Annotated in this window: 21 protein-coding genes and 1 tRNA gene; 14 read left to right on the top strand and 8 right to left on the bottom strand. The window is 61.3% G+C overall.

Annotated elements, in window-relative coordinates; all coding sequences use genetic code 11:
• Nucleotides 1-117: 117 nt before the first annotated feature.
• Nucleotides 118-930 carry a cytochrome c gene (locus J4D52_RS11895; RefSeq protein WP_025804313.1) on the bottom strand — a complete coding sequence of 271 codons (813 nt, stop codon included), beginning with the start codon at nt 928-930 and terminating at the stop codon, nt 118-120.
• Between the two features lie 687 nt (nt 931-1617).
• Here J4D52_RS11895 and J4D52_RS11890 point away from each other — a divergent pair.
• The 3 genes from J4D52_RS11890 (at nt 1618) to J4D52_RS11880 (ending at nt 5827) form a co-directional block, all read left to right on the top strand.
• Nucleotides 1618-2823, top strand: a complete 1206-nt coding sequence (locus J4D52_RS11890) for an acetyl-CoA C-acetyltransferase (RefSeq protein WP_009047872.1) — start codon at nt 1618-1620, stop codon at nt 2821-2823.
• Nucleotides 2824-2848: 25 nt separating this feature from the next.
• Complete coding sequence (locus J4D52_RS11885) at nt 2849-4993, top strand: 3-hydroxyacyl-CoA dehydrogenase NAD-binding domain-containing protein (RefSeq protein WP_025804311.1); 2145 nt, start codon at nt 2849-2851, stop codon at nt 4991-4993.
• Nucleotides 4994-5098: 105 nt separating this feature from the next.
• Entirely contained in the window at nt 5099-5827 is a 729-nt protein-coding gene (locus J4D52_RS11880; protein WP_063429174.1) for an amidotransferase, read from the top strand.
• A gap of 91 nt (nt 5828-5918) precedes the next feature.
• On the opposite strand, the gene J4D52_RS11875 is transcribed toward J4D52_RS11880, so the two are convergent.
• Nucleotides 5919-6887, bottom strand: a complete 969-nt coding sequence (locus J4D52_RS11875; protein ID WP_102676832.1) for a LysR substrate-binding domain-containing protein — start codon at nt 6885-6887, stop codon at nt 5919-5921.
• A 184-nt stretch (nt 6888-7071) separates the two neighbouring features.
• Between J4D52_RS11875 and J4D52_RS11870 the strand changes: the two genes are divergently transcribed.
• A complete protein-coding gene (locus J4D52_RS11870) occupies nt 7072-7527 on the top strand; it encodes an ester cyclase (RefSeq protein ID WP_196762709.1) in 456 nt (151 codons plus the stop codon).
• 169 nt (nt 7528-7696) lie between these two features.
• Here J4D52_RS11870 and J4D52_RS11865 read toward each other — a convergent pair whose 3' ends face one another.
• The 3 genes from J4D52_RS11865 to J4D52_RS11855 all read right to left on the bottom strand — a co-directional run bounded on the left by J4D52_RS11865 (nt 7697) and on the right by J4D52_RS11855 (nt 10426).
• Nucleotides 7697-8668, bottom strand: a complete 972-nt coding sequence (locus tag J4D52_RS11865; protein ID WP_025804307.1) for a magnesium and cobalt transport protein CorA — start codon at nt 8666-8668, stop codon at nt 7697-7699.
• 131 nt (nt 8669-8799) lie between these two features.
• Nucleotides 8800-9522, bottom strand: coding sequence for a 1-acylglycerol-3-phosphate O-acyltransferase (locus J4D52_RS11860; protein ID WP_102676831.1), 723 nt, complete (start codon nt 9520-9522; stop codon nt 8800-8802).
• Between the two features lie 214 nt (nt 9523-9736).
• Nucleotides 9737-10426, bottom strand: a complete 690-nt coding sequence (locus tag J4D52_RS11855) for a crotonase/enoyl-CoA hydratase family protein (RefSeq protein WP_102676830.1) — start codon at nt 10424-10426, stop codon at nt 9737-9739.
• 319 nt (nt 10427-10745) lie between these two features.
• Here J4D52_RS11855 and J4D52_RS11850 point away from each other — a divergent pair.
• The 9 genes from J4D52_RS11850 (at nt 10746) to J4D52_RS11810 (ending at nt 15581) form a co-directional block, all read left to right on the top strand.
• Nucleotides 10746-10835: transfer RNA gene (locus tag J4D52_RS11850), tRNA-Ser, on the top strand.
• Nucleotides 10836-11158: 323 nt separating this feature from the next.
• On the top strand, nt 11159-11443 hold the full coding sequence (locus J4D52_RS11845; protein WP_102676829.1) for a hypothetical protein: 285 nt from the start codon (nt 11159-11161) through the stop codon (nt 11441-11443).
• A 137-nt stretch (nt 11444-11580) separates the two neighbouring features.
• The gene (locus J4D52_RS11840) at nt 11581-11952 is read left to right on the top strand and encodes a cupin domain-containing protein (RefSeq protein WP_025804303.1); all 372 of its coding nucleotides are present in this window, start codon (nt 11581-11583) and stop codon (nt 11950-11952) included.
• 225 nt (nt 11953-12177) lie between these two features.
• Nucleotides 12178-12369 (top strand): hypothetical protein, encoded by a 192-nt coding sequence (locus J4D52_RS11835; protein ID WP_025804302.1) that lies wholly within the window; start codon nt 12178-12180, stop codon nt 12367-12369.
• Nucleotides 12370-12576: 207 nt separating this feature from the next.
• Nucleotides 12577-13008: a hypothetical protein gene (locus J4D52_RS11830; protein WP_025804301.1), complete on the top strand. Its 432-nt coding sequence runs from the start codon at nt 12577-12579 to the stop codon at nt 13006-13008.
• 412 nt (nt 13009-13420) lie between these two features.
• Nucleotides 13421-13834 carry a hypothetical protein gene (locus J4D52_RS11825; RefSeq protein ID WP_025804300.1) on the top strand — a complete coding sequence of 138 codons (414 nt, stop codon included), beginning with the start codon at nt 13421-13423 and terminating at the stop codon, nt 13832-13834.
• A gap of 114 nt (nt 13835-13948) precedes the next feature.
• Complete coding sequence (locus J4D52_RS11820) at nt 13949-14107, top strand: hypothetical protein (protein WP_164486252.1); 159 nt, start codon at nt 13949-13951, stop codon at nt 14105-14107.
• Between the two features lie 227 nt (nt 14108-14334).
• On the top strand, nt 14335-14697 hold the full coding sequence (locus J4D52_RS11815) for a hypothetical protein (RefSeq protein WP_102676827.1): 363 nt from the start codon (nt 14335-14337) through the stop codon (nt 14695-14697).
• A 188-nt stretch (nt 14698-14885) separates the two neighbouring features.
• Nucleotides 14886-15581 carry an HAD-IA family hydrolase gene (locus tag J4D52_RS11810; RefSeq protein WP_102676826.1) on the top strand — a complete coding sequence of 232 codons (696 nt, stop codon included), beginning with the start codon at nt 14886-14888 and terminating at the stop codon, nt 15579-15581.
• Between the two features lie 158 nt (nt 15582-15739).
• Here J4D52_RS11810 and J4D52_RS11805 read toward each other — a convergent pair whose 3' ends face one another.
• Nucleotides 15740-16486, bottom strand: a complete 747-nt coding sequence (locus tag J4D52_RS11805) for a 3-oxoacyl-ACP reductase family protein (RefSeq protein WP_102676825.1) — start codon at nt 16484-16486, stop codon at nt 15740-15742.
• A 127-nt stretch (nt 16487-16613) separates the two neighbouring features.
• Here J4D52_RS11805 and J4D52_RS11800 point away from each other — a divergent pair, with 127 nt between their 5' ends.
• Nucleotides 16614-17537: a LysR family transcriptional regulator gene (locus J4D52_RS11800; RefSeq protein WP_102676824.1), complete on the top strand. Its 924-nt coding sequence runs from the start codon at nt 16614-16616 to the stop codon at nt 17535-17537.
• 57 nt (nt 17538-17594) lie between these two features.
• Here J4D52_RS11800 and J4D52_RS11795 read toward each other — a convergent pair whose 3' ends face one another.
• The gene (locus J4D52_RS11795; protein WP_007930633.1) at nt 17595-18323 is read right to left on the bottom strand and encodes an aspartate/glutamate racemase family protein; all 729 of its coding nucleotides are present in this window, start codon (nt 18321-18323) and stop codon (nt 17595-17597) included.
• Nucleotides 18324-18378: 55 nt separating this feature from the next.
• Nucleotides 18379-19926, bottom strand: coding sequence for an NCS1 family nucleobase:cation symporter-1 (locus tag J4D52_RS11790; protein WP_102676823.1), 1548 nt, complete (start codon nt 19924-19926; stop codon nt 18379-18381).
• Between the last annotated feature and the right edge of the window lie 106 nt (nt 19927-20032).

Here is a 20032-nt window from a genome sequence, read left to right as displayed (position 1 = left end):
TATGCCATCGATAGCCATTGCATTAGGTTGCAATAGAGCGGCCGCCGAGGAGTTCACTCGACTGTAGGAGCGAGGCTTGCCCGCGATAGCGCCCAGGAGAACACCGCAAGACCAGCCTTATTGCGCCGCCTGCTTACGCCCCGCCATATGCTTCAGATACCCCACCAGCAACTCCAGCTCGGCATCCGGCAATACGCTGCTTGCGAAGGCCGGCATCTTCGCCTGCGGCCAGCGGCGCAAGCTCTGAGGGTCACGGATATAGCGCTTGAGGAAGTCCGCGCCGAAATACTCGGTGGGGCTGTAGGGGATATTCAGGTCCGGGCCGAACTGCGAGTCGCCGGCGCCGTTGAGGCGATGGCAGGCCAGACAGTTCTTCTGGAACAGGGCGAAGCCCTGGTTTACCGGATCGCCGGCCGCCAGCTTGGGGTCCGGGCGCAGGGCTGGGAAACGTTCGGCCACTGGCGCCAGGCGCTTGATGCTCGCCACTTCGAACGGCCATTGCTCGGGGCTGATATGACCGGCCTGGGGGTTGGTCCATACCAGGTAGAAAGGCCCGGCGCTGTGCTTGCCTTCAGCCAGGGGCGGCCAGGGCTTGGCCGGGTCTTCGATGGCCAGCCAGGCCTGGGCGCCGTCCTGGTTGAGCAGGGGCGCGGCGGGCAATTCAGCGGCAAAACCGTCCAGGGCGACGGCCTGCAGATGGTCATCGGCCTTGATGCCGGTGAGCAGGGCCGAGATCGGCACCGCGCGGTAACTCATGTCGCGTTTGTATGACACGTCATCCTTGACGGTGACGGTCCGGGCCAGAGGGTGCTTGAGCAGTTCATCGGTCTGCCAGGTGCGGCTGCCGGCCCCCAGTTCCAGGGTCAGCTGCGCGGCATGCACAGGCGTGGCGAGCAGCAGGGCGCTGCACAGGAGGATAAGAGATTTCAATTGATCGCTGTTCCGTCGCTGGGGTGGAGAGCACCGCGTAGGGCCTGTCTCCAGTTTTCTGATAAGCGCGACGACGCCCTGATTCAGCGTGGCCGCGGCGTCAGAAAGAGTGGCACACAAGCGCCGGCCCCGGTAGCGAACCGGAGCACAAAGATGCAATTGCGTGACGGGATGGCCACGCCTCTAGCCGATCACTTTGGTGAGGTTCGGCAAGATCAGAAGCAAGGTGGTTGCGAACAGAATGAGCCCCGCTTGACGGACTTTCGAATGCTTGAACATGGCTGAATGCCTTTTGTTGTTATTCCTCAACATCAAATGCATGCCTGCCGCTTCACTATGGCCAGGCGATGTGTCCCTTTTCTTACGCGTGCACCGGCAAGACCCGGCTGCAACGATTCACTGCCTACAGTTCCTACCTTAGGGTCCTTGTAACCCTTGGCTTAGATCCATTTCATATCAGCTAATAGGCGAATGCTTTTAAAAACGCATGAGGCCTATTGCCATCTTCTTGCCCGCCCTTTGTCTAGACAGTTCCGTTATGCAGCAGGCGGAATCCATTAGCTCACTACCGTTCGTCTGAGCGTGACCGTCAAGGTCAGTGAGCGCATCGGTCATTGAATCCGGGGCCCTCGGGGCCAAGAGTGGGAGCCCTGTCATCATTCATCTGCACAGCGGTTCGAGGACGTCATGACCCAGGCTTTGATATTCGATGCATTACGCACCCCCCGTGGAAAAGGCAAGGCCGACGGCGCCCTGCACAGCGTCAAGCCGGTGAACCTGCTGGCCGGGCTGCTCGATGCCCTGCAGCGGCGTAGCGAACTCGACACCAGCCAGGTCGACGACATTGTGCTTGGCTGCGTGACGCCGATTGGCGACCAGGGGGCCGACATCGCCAAGACCGCGGCGCTGGTCGCCGACTGGGACGTCAGTGTGGCCGGGGTGCAGATCAACCGTTTTTGCGCCTCGGGCCTCGAGGCAGTGAACCTGGGGGCGATGAAAGTGCGCTCCGGCTTCGAGGACCTGGTGGTGGTCGGCGGTGTCGAGTCGATGTCGCGAGTGCCCATGGGCAGCGACGGCGGCGCCTGGGTACTCGACCCGCAAACCAACATGCACAGCCATTTCACCCCGCAAGGCATCGGCGCGGACCTGATTGCCACCCTGGAAGGCTTCAGCCGCGAGGATGTCGACAGCTTTGCCCTGCAATCCCAGCAAAAGGCCGCGCGGGCCAGGGCGGCGGGGGCTTTCAGCAAGTCCCTGGTACCGGTGCAGGACCAGAACGGCATCGTCCTGCTGGACCACGATGAATTCATTCGCGCCGATTCCACCCTCGAGGGCCTGGGCAAGCTCAAGCCCAGCTTCGAGATGATCGGCCAGATGGGTTTCGACGCTACCGCCTTGCGGGTCTACAGCCATGTCGAGCGCATCCACCACGTGCATACCCCGGGCAACAGCTCAGGGATAGTCGATGGTGCGGCGCTGATGCTGATCGGCTCCGAAGCCAAGGGCCAGGCGCTAGGTCTCAAGCCGCGGGCGCGGATCGTCGCCACGGCGGTCACCAGCACCGATCCGACCATCATGCTCACCGGGCCGGCGCCGGCCACGCGCAAGGCGCTGGCCAAGGCCGGGCTGCGGGTCGAGGACATCGACCTGTTCGAAGTCAACGAGGCCTTCGCCTCGGTGGTGCTGAAGTTCATCAAGGACATGGCCATCGACCCTGGCAAGGTCAACGTCAATGGCGGCTCCATCGCCATGGGCCACCCGCTGGGCGCCACCGGCTGTGCGATCCTCGGCACCCTGCTCGACGAGCTGGAAGCGCGGCGCCAGCGTTACGGCCTGGCGACCCTCTGCGTCGGCGGCGGCATGGGTATCGCCACCATCATCGAACGCCTCTGAGCCCTGACTTCAAGGAAACACTTTCATGACCGAAGCCATCCGTTACGACAAGGGCCAGGACCAGATCGTCGTTCTGACCATCGACATGCCGGGCCAGAGCGCCAACACCATGAACGCGGTGTACCGCGAGGCCATGGCCGCCTGCGTGGCCCGCCTGCAAGCCGAGCAGGAATCGATTGCCGGGGTGATCGTCACTTCGGCGAAAAAGACCTTCTTCGCCGGCGGCGACCTCAATGAGTTGATCAAGGTCGGCAAGGCCGAAGCCCAGGCCTTCTATGACATGGTGCTGACCCTCAAGGGCCAGCTGCGGGCCCTGGAGACCCTGGGCAAGCCCGTGGTAGCGGCGATCAACGGCGCGGCCCTGGGCGGCGGCTGGGAGATCTGCCTGGCCTGCCATCACCGGGTGGCGCTGGACGACCCGTCGCTGCAGGTCGGCCTGCCGGAAGTGACCCTCGGCCTGCTGCCGGGCGGTGGCGGGGTGGTGCGCATGGTGCGTTTGCTGGGGCTGGAAAAAGCCCTGCCGTATCTGCTGGAAGGCAAGAAGGTGCGGCCGCAGCAGGCGCTGCAAGCCGGCCTGATCGACCAAGTGGCCAGCGACCGCGATGACCTGCTGGCCAAGGCCAGGGCGTGGATTGTCGCCAATCCGGCGGTCAAGCAGCGCTGGGACGCGACCGGCTACCAGATCCCCGGGGGCACGCCGTCGCACCCGAAAGTCGCACAGATGCTGGCTATCGCGCCATCGATCCTGCGCAGTAAGACCCAGGGCTGCCTGCCGGCACCGGAGAAGATTCTCTGTGCAGCAGTGGAGGGCGCTCAGGTCGATTTCGATACCGCGCAGTTGATCGAAACCCGCTATTTCACCGAGCTGACCACCGGCCAGGTGGCGAAAAACATGATCGGCACCTTCTGGTTCCAGCTCAACGAGATCAATGCCGGTGGCTCCCGTCCCCAAGGCTTTGCGCCCTATGTGACCAGGAAGGTCGGGGTACTCGGTGCCGGGATGATGGGCGCCGGGATCGCTTATGTCAGCGCTGTGGCCGGTATCGAGGTGGTGCTCAAGGACATCAGCCTGGCGGCGGCCGAGAAGGGCAAGGCCCATTCGGCGGCGCTGCTGGAGAAAAAGGTCGCCCGTGGCCAGTTGAGCGCCGAGCAGCGTGACGCCACGCTGGCGCGGATCCGCACCGCCGAGCAGGACGCAGACCTGGCCGGTTGCGACCTGATCATCGAGGCGGTGTTCGAGGATCGCGAGCTCAAGGCCAGGGTCTCGGCGGCGGCGCAGCAAGTGGTAGGGGCGCAGGCGGTGATCGCGTCCAACACCTCGACCTTGCCCATCAGCGGCCTGGCCAAGGCGGTGCCGGATCAAGGCAAGTTCATCGGTCTGCATTTCTTCAGCCCAGTGGAAAAAATGCCCCTGGTGGAAATCATCAAGGGCGAGCAGACCAGCGATGAAACCCTGGCGCGGGGTTTCGACTTCGTCCAGCAGATCAAGAAGACCCCGATCGTGGTCAACGACAGCCGCGGCTTTTTCACTTCGCGGGTGTTCGGCACCTTCACCAACGAAGGCATCGCCATGCTCGGCGAGGGTGTGGCCGCGCCGATGATCGAAACCGAGGCGCGCAAGGCGGGGATGCCGATCGGCCCGCTGGCGATCTGCGACGAGGTTTCCCTGAGCCTGCTGAGCCATATCCGCCAACAGACCGCCAAGGATCTGCAGGCCGAAGGCAAGCCGCTGGTGGAGCATCCGGCCTTTGCCGTGATCGACTTGCTGCTCGATGAATACAAGCGCCCAGGCAAGGCGGCGGGCGGCGGTTTCTACGACTATCCGGCCGGGGGGCAGAAACACCTGTGGCCGCAGTTGAAGACCCGCTTCGAGAAAGCCGACGGGCAGATTTCGCCGCAGGACGTGCGCGATCGCCTGTTGTTCGTGCAGGCCATCGAAACCGTGCGTTGTGTGGAGGAGGGTGTGTTGCGCTCGACGGCCGATGCCAACATCGGTTCGATCTTCGGTATTGGCTTCGCGGCCTGGACCGGCGGGGCCTTGCAGTTCATCAACCAGTACGGCCTGAAGGACTTTATTGCCCGTGCCCAGTACCTGGCCGAGCAATATGGCGAGCGTTTCACGCCGCCGGCGCTGCTGCTGGAGAAAGCCGCCAAGGGCCAGTTGTTCTGAGACTGAAGGGAACACAGTGATGCATCGCGGGGCTTGCCTTGGTCGGGCGTTTCAAGGCAGGCTCTGGGGTGTTCATTATTCCCATCATCGTGTCAGGTATTTTTTATGTCGCTACGCATCTGCATTCTGGAAACCGACATCCTGCGTCCAGAACTGGTCGATCAATATCAGGGTTACGGGCAGATGTTTCAGCGCCTGTTTTCACAGCAGCCGATCGCTGCCGAATTTACCGTCTACAACGTGATGCAGGGCCACTACCCGAGCGACGACCTGAGCTTCGACGCTTATCTGGTCACGGGAAGCAAGGCCGACTCCTTCGGTACCGACCCCTGGATTCAGACCCTCAAGACCTACCTGCTGGAGCGTTATAAGCGCGGCGATAAACTGCTGGGTATCTGCTTTGGCCATCAGTTGCTGGCGTTGCTGCTGGGCGGCAAGAGCGAACGCGCGACCCAGGGCTGGGGCGTGGGTACCCACAACTACAAACTGGCAGCCAAGGCGCCGTGGATGAGCCCGGTGGTGGAAGAGTTGACGCTGCTGATCAGCCACCAGGACCAGGTGACCGCCTTGCCGGAAAACGCCACGGTCATTGCTTCGAGCGATTTCTGCCCATTCGCCGCCTATCACATCAATGACCAGGTACTGTGCTTCCAGGGCCACCCGGAGTTCATCCACGATTATTCGCGGGCCTTGCTGGACCTGCGCCAGCAGCACCTGGGCGAACAGGTCTATCAAAAGGGCATCGCCAGCCTGGAGCGGGACCATCACGGCAGCACCGTTGCCGAGTGGATGATGCGTTTTGTGGCGCACAAGCCGCAGGCCGGGTCGGTCTGAATCCATAGCAACATCGCGAGCTGACTCGCTTCTACAAGGGCTTCAAAGCCCTTGTGAGCGAGCTGCTTCGTTGCGGGTCTGGGGCGCGCTTTCAATCTTGAGGGTTGAGGCCCTGCAAACCAGCTAAAACTTCCGAAGTACTGCGCATGATCTCTCTTAGGGCCTCCACCAGGGCGGAGGCGGTCGGGGATAATCCGACGCCGGAAAGTCGAGAGACGCCGATTTGCTCCAATACCAGTGGTTCGAAAGCGGGCAGACGAACAATCTCGGTGCGGTATGCCGGATCAAACGCCACCGACTGCGGCAAAATGCCAAGAAGATCCGTCTGCCTGAGTAACCAAAGAATATTAAACATGGACACCGTTTCGATGGTGGCATGTGGTGGATCGATATTTTCCCGGTAAAAAATATTATCGAATTGCTTGCGCAAGGTTGTTTCCGTATGTGGGAGCAGCCACGCCTCGCGAGCGAGTTGTTCAAGCTTGACGTTGGGCTGCTGAGCGAGTGGGTGATCCCGCCTCGCAACAATAATGGCGTTCTCGCTGAATAGAGCCTCCTGAGCCACAACCGCGCTTGTACTAACGTCGGACAGCCTTCCAATCAGGAAATCAAGTTCGCCTGATATGAGCCGAGGGATGAGCTCAGCACTCACCCCATCAACAATTTTGATCCGGATGTCAGGGCGGGATGACCTGAGCCGCGCGATCGCCGCGGGTACGAGGTAACTCGATCCTGTGAGCACACAACCTATAGCGACCCGCCCGGCATACCCTCTGCCCAGAGCGTCAATTGCATGCGAAACATGGTCGATCTGGGCGAGGACCATCCGGCTACGATCGACAAAGGCTTGTCCAAGTTCTGTAGGCGTCACGCCTCGGCGGCCCCGGATGAAGAGCGGGGCACCAATCGCTTCCTCCAGATCCTGCAGCAGCTTGGTGGCCGTGGGTTGCGAAAGGTGAAGTGCGCGCGCCGCATGCAAGATGCTGCCGTACTCAACCAGTGCAATCGCTAAGCGGAAATGCCTTACCGTCGCCCATCGTTCAAGCCTGTCGAGTTTCATTTGGTATTCCGATTTCTGATATCACACTAAATATAATGTGAATTTACGGATAGCAAAACCCTCCATAGAATCAGTTCGGACATGATTGTTCTGCCTTGGTTGACACTTTGATGCGATGTTGTACGCGTGATTTATGCCTTGATCACAAGTACTTCTCGGCACTTTGCTCAATTAGGGAATATTTATGGCTTTTAACCATGAGAGGAATTTCCAAGTGAGCGCTAGAAACCTGGAAGTCGTAAAAAATTATTTTCAATATTGCGTAGATGGCAAAGATGCAGAACGAGTACTTGAGTACTTCGATGCCGATGTCATTGTACGTAGGCCCGACTGCGATGCCCCCATTCGTGGCGTTAGCAACTTCAAGCGTGCCTTGCGTGAAAATGTGCTGGAGCGATATGAGTCAATCACCACCACATTTAGCAAAGAGGTTATCGCTGATGATGTGGTCGTTGTTCATCTGACACATCATGCGCGAGGGTCGAACACATGGCACGGTTTCGATGTGCAAGGTAAGGATGTAACCTGGACGGCATTGACTTACTTTCGCTTCAATGATTCAGGCAAGATCGTTGAAGAGATTGTAGAGCGCAATGAATTGTTCATGGCCAGGCAACTTGGAATTATTGAATACACTTGAAAAGTGTAGCTGCCGTACATTTGCAAAATGAAGGCATGGCATTTGGTCGTCCCGCAAAAAAGATAAAGCGATATGCCCAGTTCATGTTTTCCTGATGCTGGACATGAGCTGGGCTGGGCTCATTGCGCCCAGCACCAGCTTATCGTTCTACAGTGATTGCTTACTTGATTCACAGCCACCCCGAGCGCTTGAAGCTCGCCCACAGCCCCGTACAACCCAGCACCAGAAACGCCAGCACGCCGAAGTAGCCGTAGTGCATCTTCAGTTCGGGCATGTTGTCGAAGTTCATTCCGTAGATCCCCGCTACCGCCGTCGGGAACGCCAGGATCGCCGCCCAGGCGGCAAACTTGCGTTGCACCACGCTTTGTCGCGAGGCCTCCAGCAGCACGCCGATCTCGATGGTCTGGCTGGCGATGTCGCGCAAGGTCGCCAGGTCTTCCATCTGCCGGGTGACGTGGATCTGCACGTCGCGAAAGTACGGGCGCATGTTCTTGTCGATAAAGGGGAAGCTGAGTTTCTGCAGCTCTTCGCTGATCTCCACCATCGGCGCTACGTGGCGCCGCAGGCGCAACACATCGCGGCGCAGGCTGTGGAGGTGCTGGATATCCCGCTCGTTGAGGGAGCTGCACAGCACACTGTGCTCCAGCGCATCGATCTCGGCATGGATCGCCTCGCTGACCGGCTGGTAGTTTTCGGTGACGAAATCCAGCAGCGCGTAGAGCACGAAGTCTTCGCCGTGCTCCAGCAGCAAGGGTCGTGCCTCGCAGCGCTGGCGGACGAACGCATAGGATTTGGAGTGACCGTTGCGGGCAGTGATGATGTAGCCCTTGCCGGCAAAGATGTGGGTCTCGATGAACTCCAGCTTGCCGTTTTCGCGCACCGGCGAGTAGGTGACGATAAACAGCGCGTCGCCGAAGGTTTCGAGTTTCGGCCGGCTGTGTTTTTCCAGGGCGTCCTCGATGGCCAGTTCGTGCAGGTTGAACTGGCGTTGCAGATTGGCCAGTTCCTGGGCGTTGGGTTCTTCGAGGCCGATCCAGACGAAGTGCCCGGGTTTGGCGGCCCAGGCCGCACCTTCGTCAAGGGTGATGTCCGTGACTCTTTTACCCGCGCTGTAGACTGCGGCGGCAACAACTCTACCCATGGTTCCTGTTCGCTTCTTCTTATCGAAATGAGGAGTGAGACTCCGTGCAGCTTAGCCTCATGACTGATCAGAGTCAGCCTGCTGGGCGGAGTTCGCCGGCAATAAAAAAGCCCGCACGCGGCGGGCTGTTTTCAGACGGCCTGTAGCTGGCGGTCCATTGACTCGATGCACTCGCGCATCTGTTCGCGACACTGCTCGATCAGCCTCGGCATGTCGTCCAGGCTCAGCCCGGCGGTGGGAATCGCCGGCAGCGAGCGGATCAGGATCTTGCCGCTGTGCCAGCGGTTGAGACGCATGTGGCGGATGTAGCTGCTGGCGCACACCGGGACGATCGGCACGCCGGCGGCGATGGCCATCTGGAAGGCGCCTTTCTTGAACGGCAGCAGGTCTTCGCCGAGGTTGCGGGTGCCTTCCGGGAACACCCAGATCGAGGTGTCCTTGTGTTGCAGGGTGTGGGTGGTGGTCAGCATCGAGCGACGCGCCTTGTGCGCGTTGCCGCGGTCGATCAGCACATTGCCCGCCAGCCAGAACAGCTGGCCGAACAGTGGCACCCATTTCAGGCTTTTTTTGCCGATGCATACGGTGCGGTGGGGCACCACGTTGCCGAACACGAACAGGTCGTAGTTGGACTGGTGGTTGGCGATGATCACGCAGCTCGCGGGCTTGTCCATCAGCGGCCCGACTTCGGCCTTGACCCGCAGGCGCAGGATGCACATGGCGGGCAAGGCATACAGGCGTGCGCACAGGCGGCTGTTATCCGGGTTGAACGGGCGGCACAGCCCCAGCACCACGCCGAGAATCCCCGCTGCAACAAAATGCAGGCCCATCAATAACATACGAAACAGATACAGCATCTACAGGCCCACCGGGGACAAAAGGTGGCGCAGTGTACGGATGTGCACTGTTTTCGGCAATTACCTGTATAGAAGGGGAAGATGGCCGATGTTTAAGCGCATGTTTCCGACTCTTTGCTCAGTGGCGGGCTAGAGCATCGCGCCGGTCTTTCTCGCGCTGCGGGCATAAAAAAGCCCGGCGCAGGGGCCGGGCTGGTGGGCAGCGGGATCAGGCTTAGCCCAGGTGTTCCTGATCGAGGATGATCGCGTTGTCCAGGGCTTCCAGCAGCGCCTTGCGCACTTTCAGCTTGGTGTTCTTGTGGGCGGTCATGTTGATCTTCTTCAGCTGGTGCGCGGCGGCCAGGGCAGCGCCTTGCAGTTCCTCGGCGCTCACCACCTTGTCGAGGAAGCCGGCATCCACCGCGCCTTGCGGGTCGAACATCTCGCCATTGATCACCGAGCGGTGCAGCGCGGATTTGCGCAGACGGTCACGGGCCAGCTCGATGCCGGCGTGGTGCATGGTCATGCCGATCTGCACTTCGTTCAGGCCGATGCTGAACGGGCCTTCGACGCCGATGCGGTAGTCCGCGGACAGCAGCAGGAACGCGCCCTTGGCCACGGCGTGGCCAGGGCAGGCGACGATGACGGGGAAGGGGTGCGACAGCAGGCGGCGGGCCAGGGTCGAACCCGAGGTCACCAGGCTCACGGCTTCTTTAGGGCCGGCAGTCATCACCTTCAGATCGTAGCCGCCCGACAGAATGCCGGGCTGCCCGGTGATGATCACTACGGCGCGATCGGTGACTGCCTGATCCAGCGCGGCATTGAAGGCGGCAATCACGTCCGGGGAAATGGCATTGACCTTGCCATTGCTCAAGGTCAGGGTCGCGATACCGTCTTCGAGGTGGTAAGAAATCAACTCACTCATGACGCAATTCCTTGTATTGAAGTGGGGGCAGACGTTACCCACGGTCACAGGTCAGGTAAAGCGCTGTGACTGACTGGTGAGTCAGCCCTTTCTGGCCTGACAAGCGTAGCCGGCCACTTGGGGCGCGTATCGGCCCTTCTATATAGCTGCCAGCCAGGCCAGAGATTGGCCGGTTTGCCATGGCGCAGATGTCAGCGCAGCGCAGGAATCCGAAGAAATGTCTTAAGCGCATGAAAATTCTGAAAAAAACCTTTGCCATAAGAAAAGCTTTCGACTACATTAGCGCGCCTCGACAGACTGAATCGGTTTGACGAGACACGGTTGGGTGTCCGAGTGGCTTAAGGAGCACGCCTGGAAAGTGTGTATACAGGAAACTGTATCGAGGGTTCGAATCCCTCCTCAACCGCCATATTCGATCTACGCAAAACCCCTGATTTCCTCGAGAAGTCAGGGGTTTTGTGCTTTCTGGGGGCTGCTTGTCGCAGCCGTTGGCGAGCGGCTTCTTTGCTGAACGCCGTTTCCCCGCAACGGTCAAAATCATTACGAGTTCGCAACAGCCAAGGCTGCTCCAGCGAGGTATCGATCACGCTGGATACCTGAGTTGTCTTTGGCTTTGTTACCCCTGCGAAGCCTGGCGGTCCGGTCACCTTGAGGGTGAGGTTTTCCGCCGATATCAGGCGGGCATCAGCGTGCGGTTTTCTGTGCCCCGTACTGGCTACGAGGAGACGCGCAATGGTCATTCACTTCAAGGTCGCCGGGCATCTGGCCTGCGGCCACAAGGGTTCCAATCTTATGTCCAGCACCGAGCCGGCGCGGGTCAAATGCCGCAGTTGCCGCAATACCGAGGTGTTCAAGGAAGCCCGTAAGAATCAGCGCAATACAGCACGTCGAGCGGCGCGTAAAGCGAAGGCTGCGCACACGGCAAGGGATTGGCGTGCAGCCTGGACCCAACGGCTGACGGCCATGGCCGGCTTGCAGCGTCTGCCTCGGGGCTTTGGCGGGCAACCTTACGTTTAGCGTTTGTTGCGGGCGCCCCACGTTTTCAGGTCTAGAATGGTCATGCGCATCGAGTGGGGCGATGCTGGCGGTCTGCAGGCGCGGGCGATGTTGCCGGCGCCGGCAGGCTTTGCAGCTACTCAATCGAGGGCACGATCATGTCCACGCACGAACAGGTCACCGAGCATAAATCCTTCTCCGAGCCGGATGAGACCCGCGAGTTTTCCAATGGCAAGGCAGAGATCCTGAAGATCGGTCATTGCGAAGTGGGGCGCTTCACTTTCAAGCCGGGCTGGCGCTGGTCGAACGATATCCGGCCGCTGGCGCAGACGCCGAGTTGCCAGGCGCCGCACTTTCAGTATCACGTGGCCGGCAGACTGGCGATCCTGATGGATGACGGCACCGAAATCATCGCCGGACCGGGCGATATCACCTCCCTGCCTAAAGGTCATGACGCCTGGGTGGTGGGGGATGAAACCGTGGTGGTGGTCGACTGGTTCGGGGCCAGCAACTACGCTCGTAAGGTCTAGGCGAAACGCAGCCGGAAAAGGAGCTGATGCAGGCCATCAGCTCCTTTTTCAGCGACGATCTACACCCTTGGACGAAGAATTTCCGCTTGGTCCATTCGTCGGTCTTTTCTCTTGTGAACTGCAGGTCCTTAAATGACCGTCTAGTCTGAAACGCCGTGACGGCCGATATTTTCTAGGCAATCAGGTGTTTGCCGATATCGTCCGGTTGTTGGAGGGAGCAGGGAGATGAGCGATCCTTTTATCGAGGACAACGGGGATGAGTTCCCAATCAACAACCTGGTGCGCTGCGGTCAGGCAGCGTTTGACAGTGAGCCTCCGGTGAAGGCGTCGGTGGCAGGCAAGACCAGATCCAGTGCATTACCCAAGGTGACTCAGACAAAGTTTTTCCCAAAAGTGGCGCCCACGACGAGGCGCTGACTTGCAGCATGAAACCCCGCCTCGCAGCGGGGTTTTTTCGATCTGAAAGTCTCGAAATTGATTGTTTCAGAACTATCCAGAAGGCTTTGAGATAGGTCCCATATTCCTGGTTTTCCCACGACGCTAAGGTCCGCTCCCTCACATTTCGTGTGGGGGCCGACATCCCGTCGGATACTGTTTTTGATCAGGTATAAGGAAATAGAACCAGTGAAGAAGGCTTTCAAATTCATTGCCCTGTCGACCCTAATTGCTGCCAGCGGTTGCACTAGCTACAACATCAGCCAGCCCGCCGCCCCGATCGACAGCCAGGTCAAGGCTGACCTCAAGGCAGACGTTGCGGTAGGCGAAGCCATCTCGGGGCAATCCTCGGTGAACATTCTGTTCGGCGTGCTCAAGTTCGGTGGTGACAACCAGTTCGCCGATGGCGTGACCTACGGTGGCGACACCGGTGGTGGCCTGGGCATGTTGGACCCGGTCAGTGCGGTGAAGTCGGCCGCAGCCTACAAGGCCGTCAAGGCTTCCGGTGCCGACCTGATCGTTGCGCCACGTTATGAAGTCAGCGAAGAAAACTACTTCGTCTTCAAGAAGGTATCGGTCACTGTCAAAGGCAACAAAGGCAGCATCCGTAGCATTCAGTAAGCCTGTCGCTGGAACTCCTGAACAAGGCAATTTGCTTGACACCTCGCGCGGAACCCCATGCCATTGGCAGCCTGCATTCCCCGGGGCGTTCTTCAGTGGCGCCGGTTCTTCGTGCATGAGTCTGCTTCAGCTGGAAGAGGGGATGGAAACATGCCCTCATCCCGTTTATTTGTGAGAGGCGTTGTTTTCACAATTTCTTCACAAGTGAGTGCGTAGGCTCGACTCATCCGTTAAAGCAAATCCTATTAGCCCGTCTCCCCAGCGGGCTTTTTTTTGCCTGGGTGAAAACTCTTTGCGCAAAAACGGTCCAACACTTTGACTAAAAGGATTACAGCGTTGTGCTGTCGCCGCTCAGCTTTAGTCAGACACCGCTATAGAATGACTCTCCAGCATCTTTTTCGAGGTTTACATCATGCGTTTAACACTGCCTGCTCTGGTTTTGGGGCTTCTGGCTGCTCAAGGTGCGATGGCTGCCGGTGATGGCACTGCTGCGGTCGGCGGCGGTTTGGGTGGCGCGCTGGGCAACGTGGTTGGACAACAGATTGGCGGCAGCACCGGTGCTGCGGTGGGCGCGGGTATTGGCGGCGCTGCCGGCAGTGCGGTCGGTGCCCGTAAAGGCAGCCGGACCGAAGCGGCCATCGGTGGCGGCCTGGGTTCGGCCGGCGGTTCGGTGATTGGCAACAAGCTGGGCGGCAAAACGGGCTCGACCATCGGCGCAGGCCTGGGTGGCGCGGCCGGTGGTGCTTTGGGCAGCAGCATGGGTGACGATGACCATCACTCCGGCGGCGGAAAGCACAAGAATAAACACAAGCACAAGCACGACTGATTCAGCTGCAGTGCACAAAAAAGCCCGGCCTTGTGCCGGGCTTTTTTATGGGAACGAATATCGCTCCAGCCCCTCGAATTCAATGATGGACACACTGTATCGACGAGGTTTGCCATGGCTTCGGAAACTGCTGGCAAGAAAGAAGAAGACTCCTCGGGCGTGCCCCTGGTCAACGATCCGGGCAATGAAGACCCGGGTTCGCTGATGGATGACGCCTTGGTCCCACTGAGCGATGACGATGAGGCAGGCGAGTCGGAGGAAAAGGGCCCGTGAAGTCTGCTTCCAGCACGCCGGCATGACCGGTGTGAGGTGCATATGAAGCATGATCCGAAACATCTCGACCGGGATGACACTCCTGAATATCCGCTGCCTTCCCCCACGGATGCGCTGAGTCCCGAGCAGATCCTCCCGGACGCCAACGCCGAGCAGGAGCTGTCTCGATCCGCGCCGCAGCGCAAGGTGGCCAGGGGCAAGCGTCGCTCCGCCCCGGGAGGCCCCTCATGAGCCGGGCAAAACTGCTGAGCCTGGTGCTGGTGGCCCTGGTCTCGATTTTCTTCTTCTCCAGCCTGGCAGAAGCCGCTGACGGACGGGCTTCAACCAATACTTCCGGTCGCTCTTTCGAGAGCGGTTCCAGCAACAATCTCATGCTGCGACCAGGGGCCCTGGGCGGGAATGGTGTAGGCGTCACGGACAGCCGTTCACGGGCCGACAATCCGCGCGGCTCTTCCAGTCAGGGCGGAGGCATGGGGTCTACCGGTGTCAATGGTTCCATCATGGGCGGCGGCGGTGCCGGTGGCGGAACCGGCAGCGCGGGTGGTGGCACCGGCGGTCCCGGAGGCGGCAGCGGACGCGCGGGGCGCTAGCCTGCTTTGTTCATTCACGATGTCGACGCTCGAGCCCGGCCTGTCCGGGCTTTTGTCTGTCCGCATGCTGGCCCGAGGTTGCTCCCCGTCATCCGCCGCGGCTATGCTGCTGAACCCTTTAATCGGGCAAAAAACTGGCCGTACCTGAGCCGCTCCCCGGGATGTTTTTTGTTAACGGATCAGATGCGATGAATGCACAGTTGAATGATGTGGGCCCGATCAAGGCCGTGATTTTCGATATGGACGGTTTGCTGCTGGACACCGAAGGCATCTACACCGAGGTGACCCAGCTCATCGCCGATCGTTACGGCCGCACCTTCGATTGGACGATCAAGCAGAACATCATCGGCCGTGGCGCCGCGGACCTGGCCCGCTACGTGGTCGAGGCCCTGGACCTGCCGATCACCCCGGAAGAGTTCCTGGTGATTCGCGAGCCGCTGATGCGCGAGCGTTTTCCGCGCGCGCTGGCGATGCCGGGGGCGCAGGAGCTGGTGCAACACCTCAAGGCCAATAATGTGCCGATCGCCGTGGGCACCAGTTCTTCACGTCAGTCTTTCGCCCAGAAAACCACCTTGCACGGCGACTGGTTCGCGCTGTTCGACACCATAGTCACCGCCGACGACCCGGAAGTGGGAGCGGCCAAGCCGGCGCCGGACATCTTCCTTACCGCCGCGCGGCGCCTGGGCGTCGCCCCCGAGGATTGCCTGGTGTTCGAGGATTCGCCCTTTGGTGTCACGGCGGCGAAGGCGGCGGGGATGACCGCGATCGCCATTCCCGACCCGGCGATGGCGGACGCCAGGTACGCCCATGCCGATGCCATTCTGCGTTCGTTGAAGGGGTTCCAGCCGGCGGCCTGTGGCTTGCCGCTGCTGCAATGGAGTTGAACCTGTAGCCGCTGCCGCAGGCTGCGATAAGCCCGCCAGGGCTTCAGCGGTCTCAAGTGCACCGCTTCCTGTGGCGTCGTTCGCAGCCTGCGGCAGCGGCTACAAAAAACGCCGGGCCACCTGATGAAGGTGCCCGGCGTTTTTCATGGGTGCAGGAATCAGGCGCTGAAGCCACCATCGATGCTCAGGCTGGCGCCGGTGATGTAACCCGCTTCCGGGCCGGCCAGGTACGCCACGAAGCTGGCGATTTCTTCCGCGTGGCCGTAGCGCCCGATGGCCATCAGCGGGATCAGGCTTTCGGCGAAATCGCCGTGGGCCGGGTTCATGTCGGTGTCGACCGGGCCGGGCTGCACATTGTTGATGGTGATGCCCCGTGGACCGAGGTCGCGGGACAGGCCTTTGGTCAGGCCGACCAGGGCCGACTTGCTCATGGCATAGGGGCCGCCGCCGGCAAAGGGCATGCGCTCGGCGTTGGTGCTGCCGATGTTGATGATGCGCGAGCCTTCGCCCATGTGCCGGGCGGCTTCCTGGGTGGCGACGAACACGCTGCGGATGTTGACGGCCAGGGTCCGGTCGAAGTCTTCCAGCTTGAAGTCTTCCAAGGGGCCGACGGCCAGGATGGCGGCATTGTTGACCAGGATGTCCAGGCGGCCAAAGGTTTCCACCGTGCTGTCGACCGCCTGGCGGATGGCCGCGGCATCGGCGCTGTCGGCCAGGATCGCCAGGGCCTTGCCGCCGGCCTGGGTGATGCGGTCTTGCAAGGCCAGGGCCTTGGCGGAGGAGCTGACGTAGGTGAAGGCCACGGCGGCGCCTTCGGCTGCCAGGCGCTGCACTATGGCTGCACCGATGCCGCGGGAACCGCCTTGAACCAGGGCTACTTTGCCGCTGAGGGATTGAGTGGTCATGTCGTTCTCCAAAAAAGTCCAAGGCGGGCTGCCTTGTGGTTGGAGTCGAGTATCGACCTCGGATTAGGTACTGTGTAGATAGGAATCGCTATAGTCTGTGTAAACCAGAAGTTTATAGTGAGACGCCATGGAAACCTTCAGCAGCATCGAATGCTTCGTGCGCAGCGCCGAAGTCGGCAGCTTTGCCGAGGCCGCGCGGCGCTTGAGCCTGACCCCCGCCGCGGTGGGTAAAAGCGTGGCCAAGCTCGAGGCCCGGCTCGGGGTCAGGCTGTTTCAGCGCAGCACCCGCAGCCTGACCCTGACCGAAGCCGGCAAGCTGTTTCTCGGCGAGGTCAGTGCCAGCCTGCACACCATCCAGAACGCCATGGCCAACCTGGCCAGCGCCGAAGGGCGCCCGGCCGGCACCCTGAAAGTCAGCATGGGCACGGTGTTCGGGCGGCTGTACATAGTGCCCATGCTCGGCGAGTTCCTGCGGCGTTTTCCGGAGATCAGTCCGGACTGGCATTTTGATAATCGCCAGGTGGACCTGATCGGCCAGGGTTTTGACGCGGCGATCGGCGGCGGCTTCGAACTGCCCCAAGGGGTGGTGGCGCGACGGCTGACCCCGGCTCACCGCATCCTGGTGGCCTCGCCTGAGTATCTGGCGCGCTGCGCAGCGATCGAGCAGCCCGAGGACTTGCAGCATTGCGAAGGCATCCTGATTCGTTCGCCGCAGACCGGGCGGATACGTTCCTGGGCCCTGACCAGCCGCACCCGGCAGCAAAGCCCGCTGAACCTGAAGGCGCGGATGACCATGAGCGATTCGGAAGCGGCCTGCGCCAGCGCCGCCCAGGGCCTGGGGGTGGCGCTGGTGAGCATGCCGTTCGCCGTCGGTTATCTGAATGCCGGTACCCTGCAGCGGGTATTGCCGGACTGGTACGTCGACGACGGCAACATCTCGATCTACTACGCCGAGCACAAACTCTTGCCGGGCAAGACCCGAGCCTTCGTCGACTTCGTGATCGAGCAGTTCGCCGTGCTGGGCCTGGAGCAACGCTTCAGCGCGGTCTGAAGGTGCGCGCAAACCCGCGTCCCTGCAGGAGCGGGCTTGCTCGCGACTGGCAATGGCTCAGCGCCCGAAACGCCCTGGCCAGCCGATGATGGTTTTCGGCCGCGGCGTGGCGTAGGTGCGTACTTTGGAGGTGGACAGCCCCAGGCGCACCAGGGATTCGGCGATGGTCACCGCCGCGGTCACGCCGTCCACCACCGGCACGCCGGTGCGCTGGCGGATCTGCTCGTCCAGGCCGGCCATGCCGCCGCAGCCCAGGCAGATCACCTCGGCCTTGTCTTCGCTGACCGCCAGTTCGGCCTGGCGCACTATGGCTTCGACGGCGCGCGCCGGGTCTTCTTCAAGTTCCAGCACCGCCAGCCCGCTGGCGCGTACCGAGGCGCAACGGTCGTACAGGCCGGAGAGTTTCAGGCGATCCTCGATCAGCGGTACGGTGCGATCCAGGGTGGTCACCACCGAGTAGGCGTGGCCGAGGAACATCGCGGTGCTGGCGCCGGCGTCGGTGATGTCCACCACCGGCACATTGAGCAGCTCCTGCAGGCCTTCGCGGCCGTGCTCGCCATAACCGGCCTGGATCACCGCGTCGTAGGGTTGGTCGTAGGACAGCACGCGGTCCATGACGGCGATGGCGGCCAGGTAGCTTTCGAAGTTGCCTTCGATGGAGTCGGCGCCGAAGTGTGGGGTCAGGCCGATGATTTCAGTGCCGGGGGCGGCCACGGCCTGGGCCTGGCGGGCGATCGCCTGGGTGATGGAGTCGGTGGTGTTGACGTTGACCACGAGAATTCGCATGGGCTGTCCTTATCGGTGAGGCATTCGGGGCCCGCCGCACGCGGGCTGTTCAAGGTTAGTGGCAGACGTTGTCGACTGCGATGGATTCGCCGCTGACATCCGCATAGTGCGGCTGGCGTTTGGCGATGATCAGGTATAGCAGGCCGGCAATGCCGGCGCCGATCAGCCAGGAGAAGGGCGAGACGCTGGCAAACCCCGGCACCAGGGCCAGGACGATGGCGATCAGCGCCGACGGAATGAATGCCGCCACCGCCCGCAGGTTGACCCCATGGCTGTAGAAATACGCGCCTTGCGGGTTCTCGCTGTACAGCTCGGGCACGTTGATTCGGCCTTTGCGCAGCAGCCAGTAGTCGACCATGATCACCCCGTACAGCGGCCCCAGCAGGGCGCCGAGCCCGGACAGGAAGTAGACGATCACCAGCGGGCTGTTGTAGAGGTTCCACGGCAGGATCAGCACCGCGAGGGTCGCGCTGATCAGCCCGGCGCGGCGGAAGGTCAGGTATTTCGGCGCCAGGTTGCTGAGCACGAAGGCCGGGGCGACGAAGTTGGCCATGATGTTCACCGCCACGGTGACGATCAGGAACGCCAGGCAGCCGAGCACCAGAAAGAATGTATTGGGGATCGAGGCGATGATTTCGGTCGGGCTTTCGATGATCTTGCCGTTGATCTGGAACTGCGCGCCGCAGAGCAATACGGTGATGGCCGCGAACACCAGGATGTTCACCGGCAGCCCCCAGAAATTGCCAATCTTGATGGTCCGGCGGCAGGGCGAGGAGCGGGCGAAGTCGCAGAAGTTGAGCACCAGCGTGCCGTAGATCGCCAGCCACAGCGCACCGCCGGCGAAGATCTGGCGCCACATCTCGCCACCGCTCAGTGGCTCGTGGATCGACCAGGCGATGCGGGCGTTGGCCTGGGTGAACATCCAGGCGGCGAGGGCGGCAACGGTCACCAGGATCACCGGGCCGGCGAAGGCTTCGTAGCGCCGGACCATTTCCATGCCGTAGGCGAGGATCGCCAGCTGGACCAGCCAGATCGCCACGAAACACGCCCAGCCCAGGCTCGACAGGCCGAGGATCGAGTTGTGGTCGTAGTCGGCGAAGCCGGGGTGGATGGCCGTGAGCAACACGCGAAACACCACCGAAGCGAGGTAGGTCTGGATGCCGAACCAGGCGATGGCGATCACCGCGCGGATCAGCGCCGGAATCTGCGCGCCATGGATGCCGAAGCTGATACGGCTGATCACCGGAAAGGGCACGCCGGTCTTCTGGCCCATGTAGCCGGACAGGTTCATGAAGAAGTACACCAGCGCTGCGCCGATCCCCAGGGACAGGAGGATCTGCCAGCCGCCCAGGCCCAGGGCGTACAGGCCGATGGCGAAGGAGTAATTGGCGATGTTGTGCACGTCATTGGTCCACAGGGCAAAGATGCTGTAGCCACCCCAGCGCCGGCCTTCGGCCTTGGTTGGCGCCAGGTCGCGGTTGTGCAGGCGCGGGCTGAGGTCGACCGTGGGAGCGGTGCCGTGGGCGATGCTGGGATCGAGGTTGGCGTGGACGTGGGAGGAGGGCAAATCCAGTGCGATGTCATTGGCAAGGCTTGTGCGCATTCCGGCTGGCTCCTGATCGCGGGCCAGCGCTGACTGTGCTTGAGCGCAAGGCTCGGCAGTCTTCGGCGCGGGTCCGGGAATCACTGGGTTCTGGGCATCAGCAGGC

The sequence above is a fragment of the Pseudomonas sp. GW460-12-10-14-TSB1 genome (genome assembly GCF_017349775.1).
Lineage (GTDB): Bacteria > Pseudomonadota > Gammaproteobacteria > Pseudomonadales > Pseudomonadaceae > Aquipseudomonas > Aquipseudomonas piscium.
The sequence above is the reverse complement of the archived record's forward strand: the minus strand, read 5'-3'. Positions and strand labels throughout refer to the sequence as shown.

What these genes read in the sequence shown, in the direction of transcription:
- J4D52_RS11790 (WP_102676823.1), bottom strand. Translation starts at nt 19,926, where the DNA reads ATGCGCACAAGCCTTGCCAATGACATCGCACTGGATTTGCCCTCCTCC.
- J4D52_RS11845 (WP_102676829.1), top strand. Translation starts at nt 11,159, where the DNA reads ATGGTCATTCACTTCAAGGTCGCCGGGCATCTGGCCTGCGGCCACAAG.
- J4D52_RS11835 (WP_025804302.1), top strand. Translation starts at nt 12,178, where the DNA reads ATGAGCGATCCTTTTATCGAGGACAACGGGGATGAGTTCCCAATCAAC.
- J4D52_RS11800 (WP_102676824.1), top strand. Translation starts at nt 16,614, where the DNA reads ATGGAAACCTTCAGCAGCATCGAATGCTTCGTGCGCAGCGCCGAAGTC.
- J4D52_RS11825 (WP_025804300.1), top strand. Translation starts at nt 13,421, where the DNA reads ATGCGTTTAACACTGCCTGCTCTGGTTTTGGGGCTTCTGGCTGCTCAA.
- J4D52_RS11815 (WP_102676827.1), top strand. Translation starts at nt 14,335, where the DNA reads ATGAGCCGGGCAAAACTGCTGAGCCTGGTGCTGGTGGCCCTGGTCTCG.
- J4D52_RS11855 (WP_102676830.1), bottom strand. Translation starts at nt 10,426, where the DNA reads ATGAGTGAGTTGATTTCTTACCACCTCGAAGACGGTATCGCGACCCTG.
- J4D52_RS11865 (WP_025804307.1), bottom strand. Translation starts at nt 8,668, where the DNA reads ATGGGTAGAGTTGTTGCCGCCGCAGTCTACAGCGCGGGTAAAAGAGTC.
- J4D52_RS11820 (WP_164486252.1), top strand. Translation starts at nt 13,949, where the DNA reads ATGGCTTCGGAAACTGCTGGCAAGAAAGAAGAAGACTCCTCGGGCGTG.
- J4D52_RS11795 (WP_007930633.1), bottom strand. Translation starts at nt 18,323, where the DNA reads ATGCGAATTCTCGTGGTCAACGTCAACACCACCGACTCCATCACCCAG.
- J4D52_RS11890 (WP_009047872.1), top strand. Translation starts at nt 1,618, where the DNA reads ATGACCCAGGCTTTGATATTCGATGCATTACGCACCCCCCGTGGAAAA.
- J4D52_RS11810 (WP_102676826.1), top strand. Translation starts at nt 14,886, where the DNA reads ATGAATGCACAGTTGAATGATGTGGGCCCGATCAAGGCCGTGATTTTC.
- J4D52_RS11880 (WP_063429174.1), top strand. Translation starts at nt 5,099, where the DNA reads ATGTCGCTACGCATCTGCATTCTGGAAACCGACATCCTGCGTCCAGAA.
- J4D52_RS11870 (WP_196762709.1), top strand. Translation starts at nt 7,072, where the DNA reads ATGGCTTTTAACCATGAGAGGAATTTCCAAGTGAGCGCTAGAAACCTG.
- J4D52_RS11875 (WP_102676832.1), bottom strand. Translation starts at nt 6,887, where the DNA reads ATGAAACTCGACAGGCTTGAACGATGGGCGACGGTAAGGCATTTCCGC.
- J4D52_RS11805 (WP_102676825.1), bottom strand. Translation starts at nt 16,486, where the DNA reads ATGACCACTCAATCCCTCAGCGGCAAAGTAGCCCTGGTTCAAGGCGGT.
- J4D52_RS11840 (WP_025804303.1), top strand. Translation starts at nt 11,581, where the DNA reads ATGTCCACGCACGAACAGGTCACCGAGCATAAATCCTTCTCCGAGCCG.
- J4D52_RS11860 (WP_102676831.1), bottom strand. Translation starts at nt 9,522, where the DNA reads ATGCTGTATCTGTTTCGTATGTTATTGATGGGCCTGCATTTTGTTGCA.
- J4D52_RS11885 (WP_025804311.1), top strand. Translation starts at nt 2,849, where the DNA reads ATGACCGAAGCCATCCGTTACGACAAGGGCCAGGACCAGATCGTCGTT.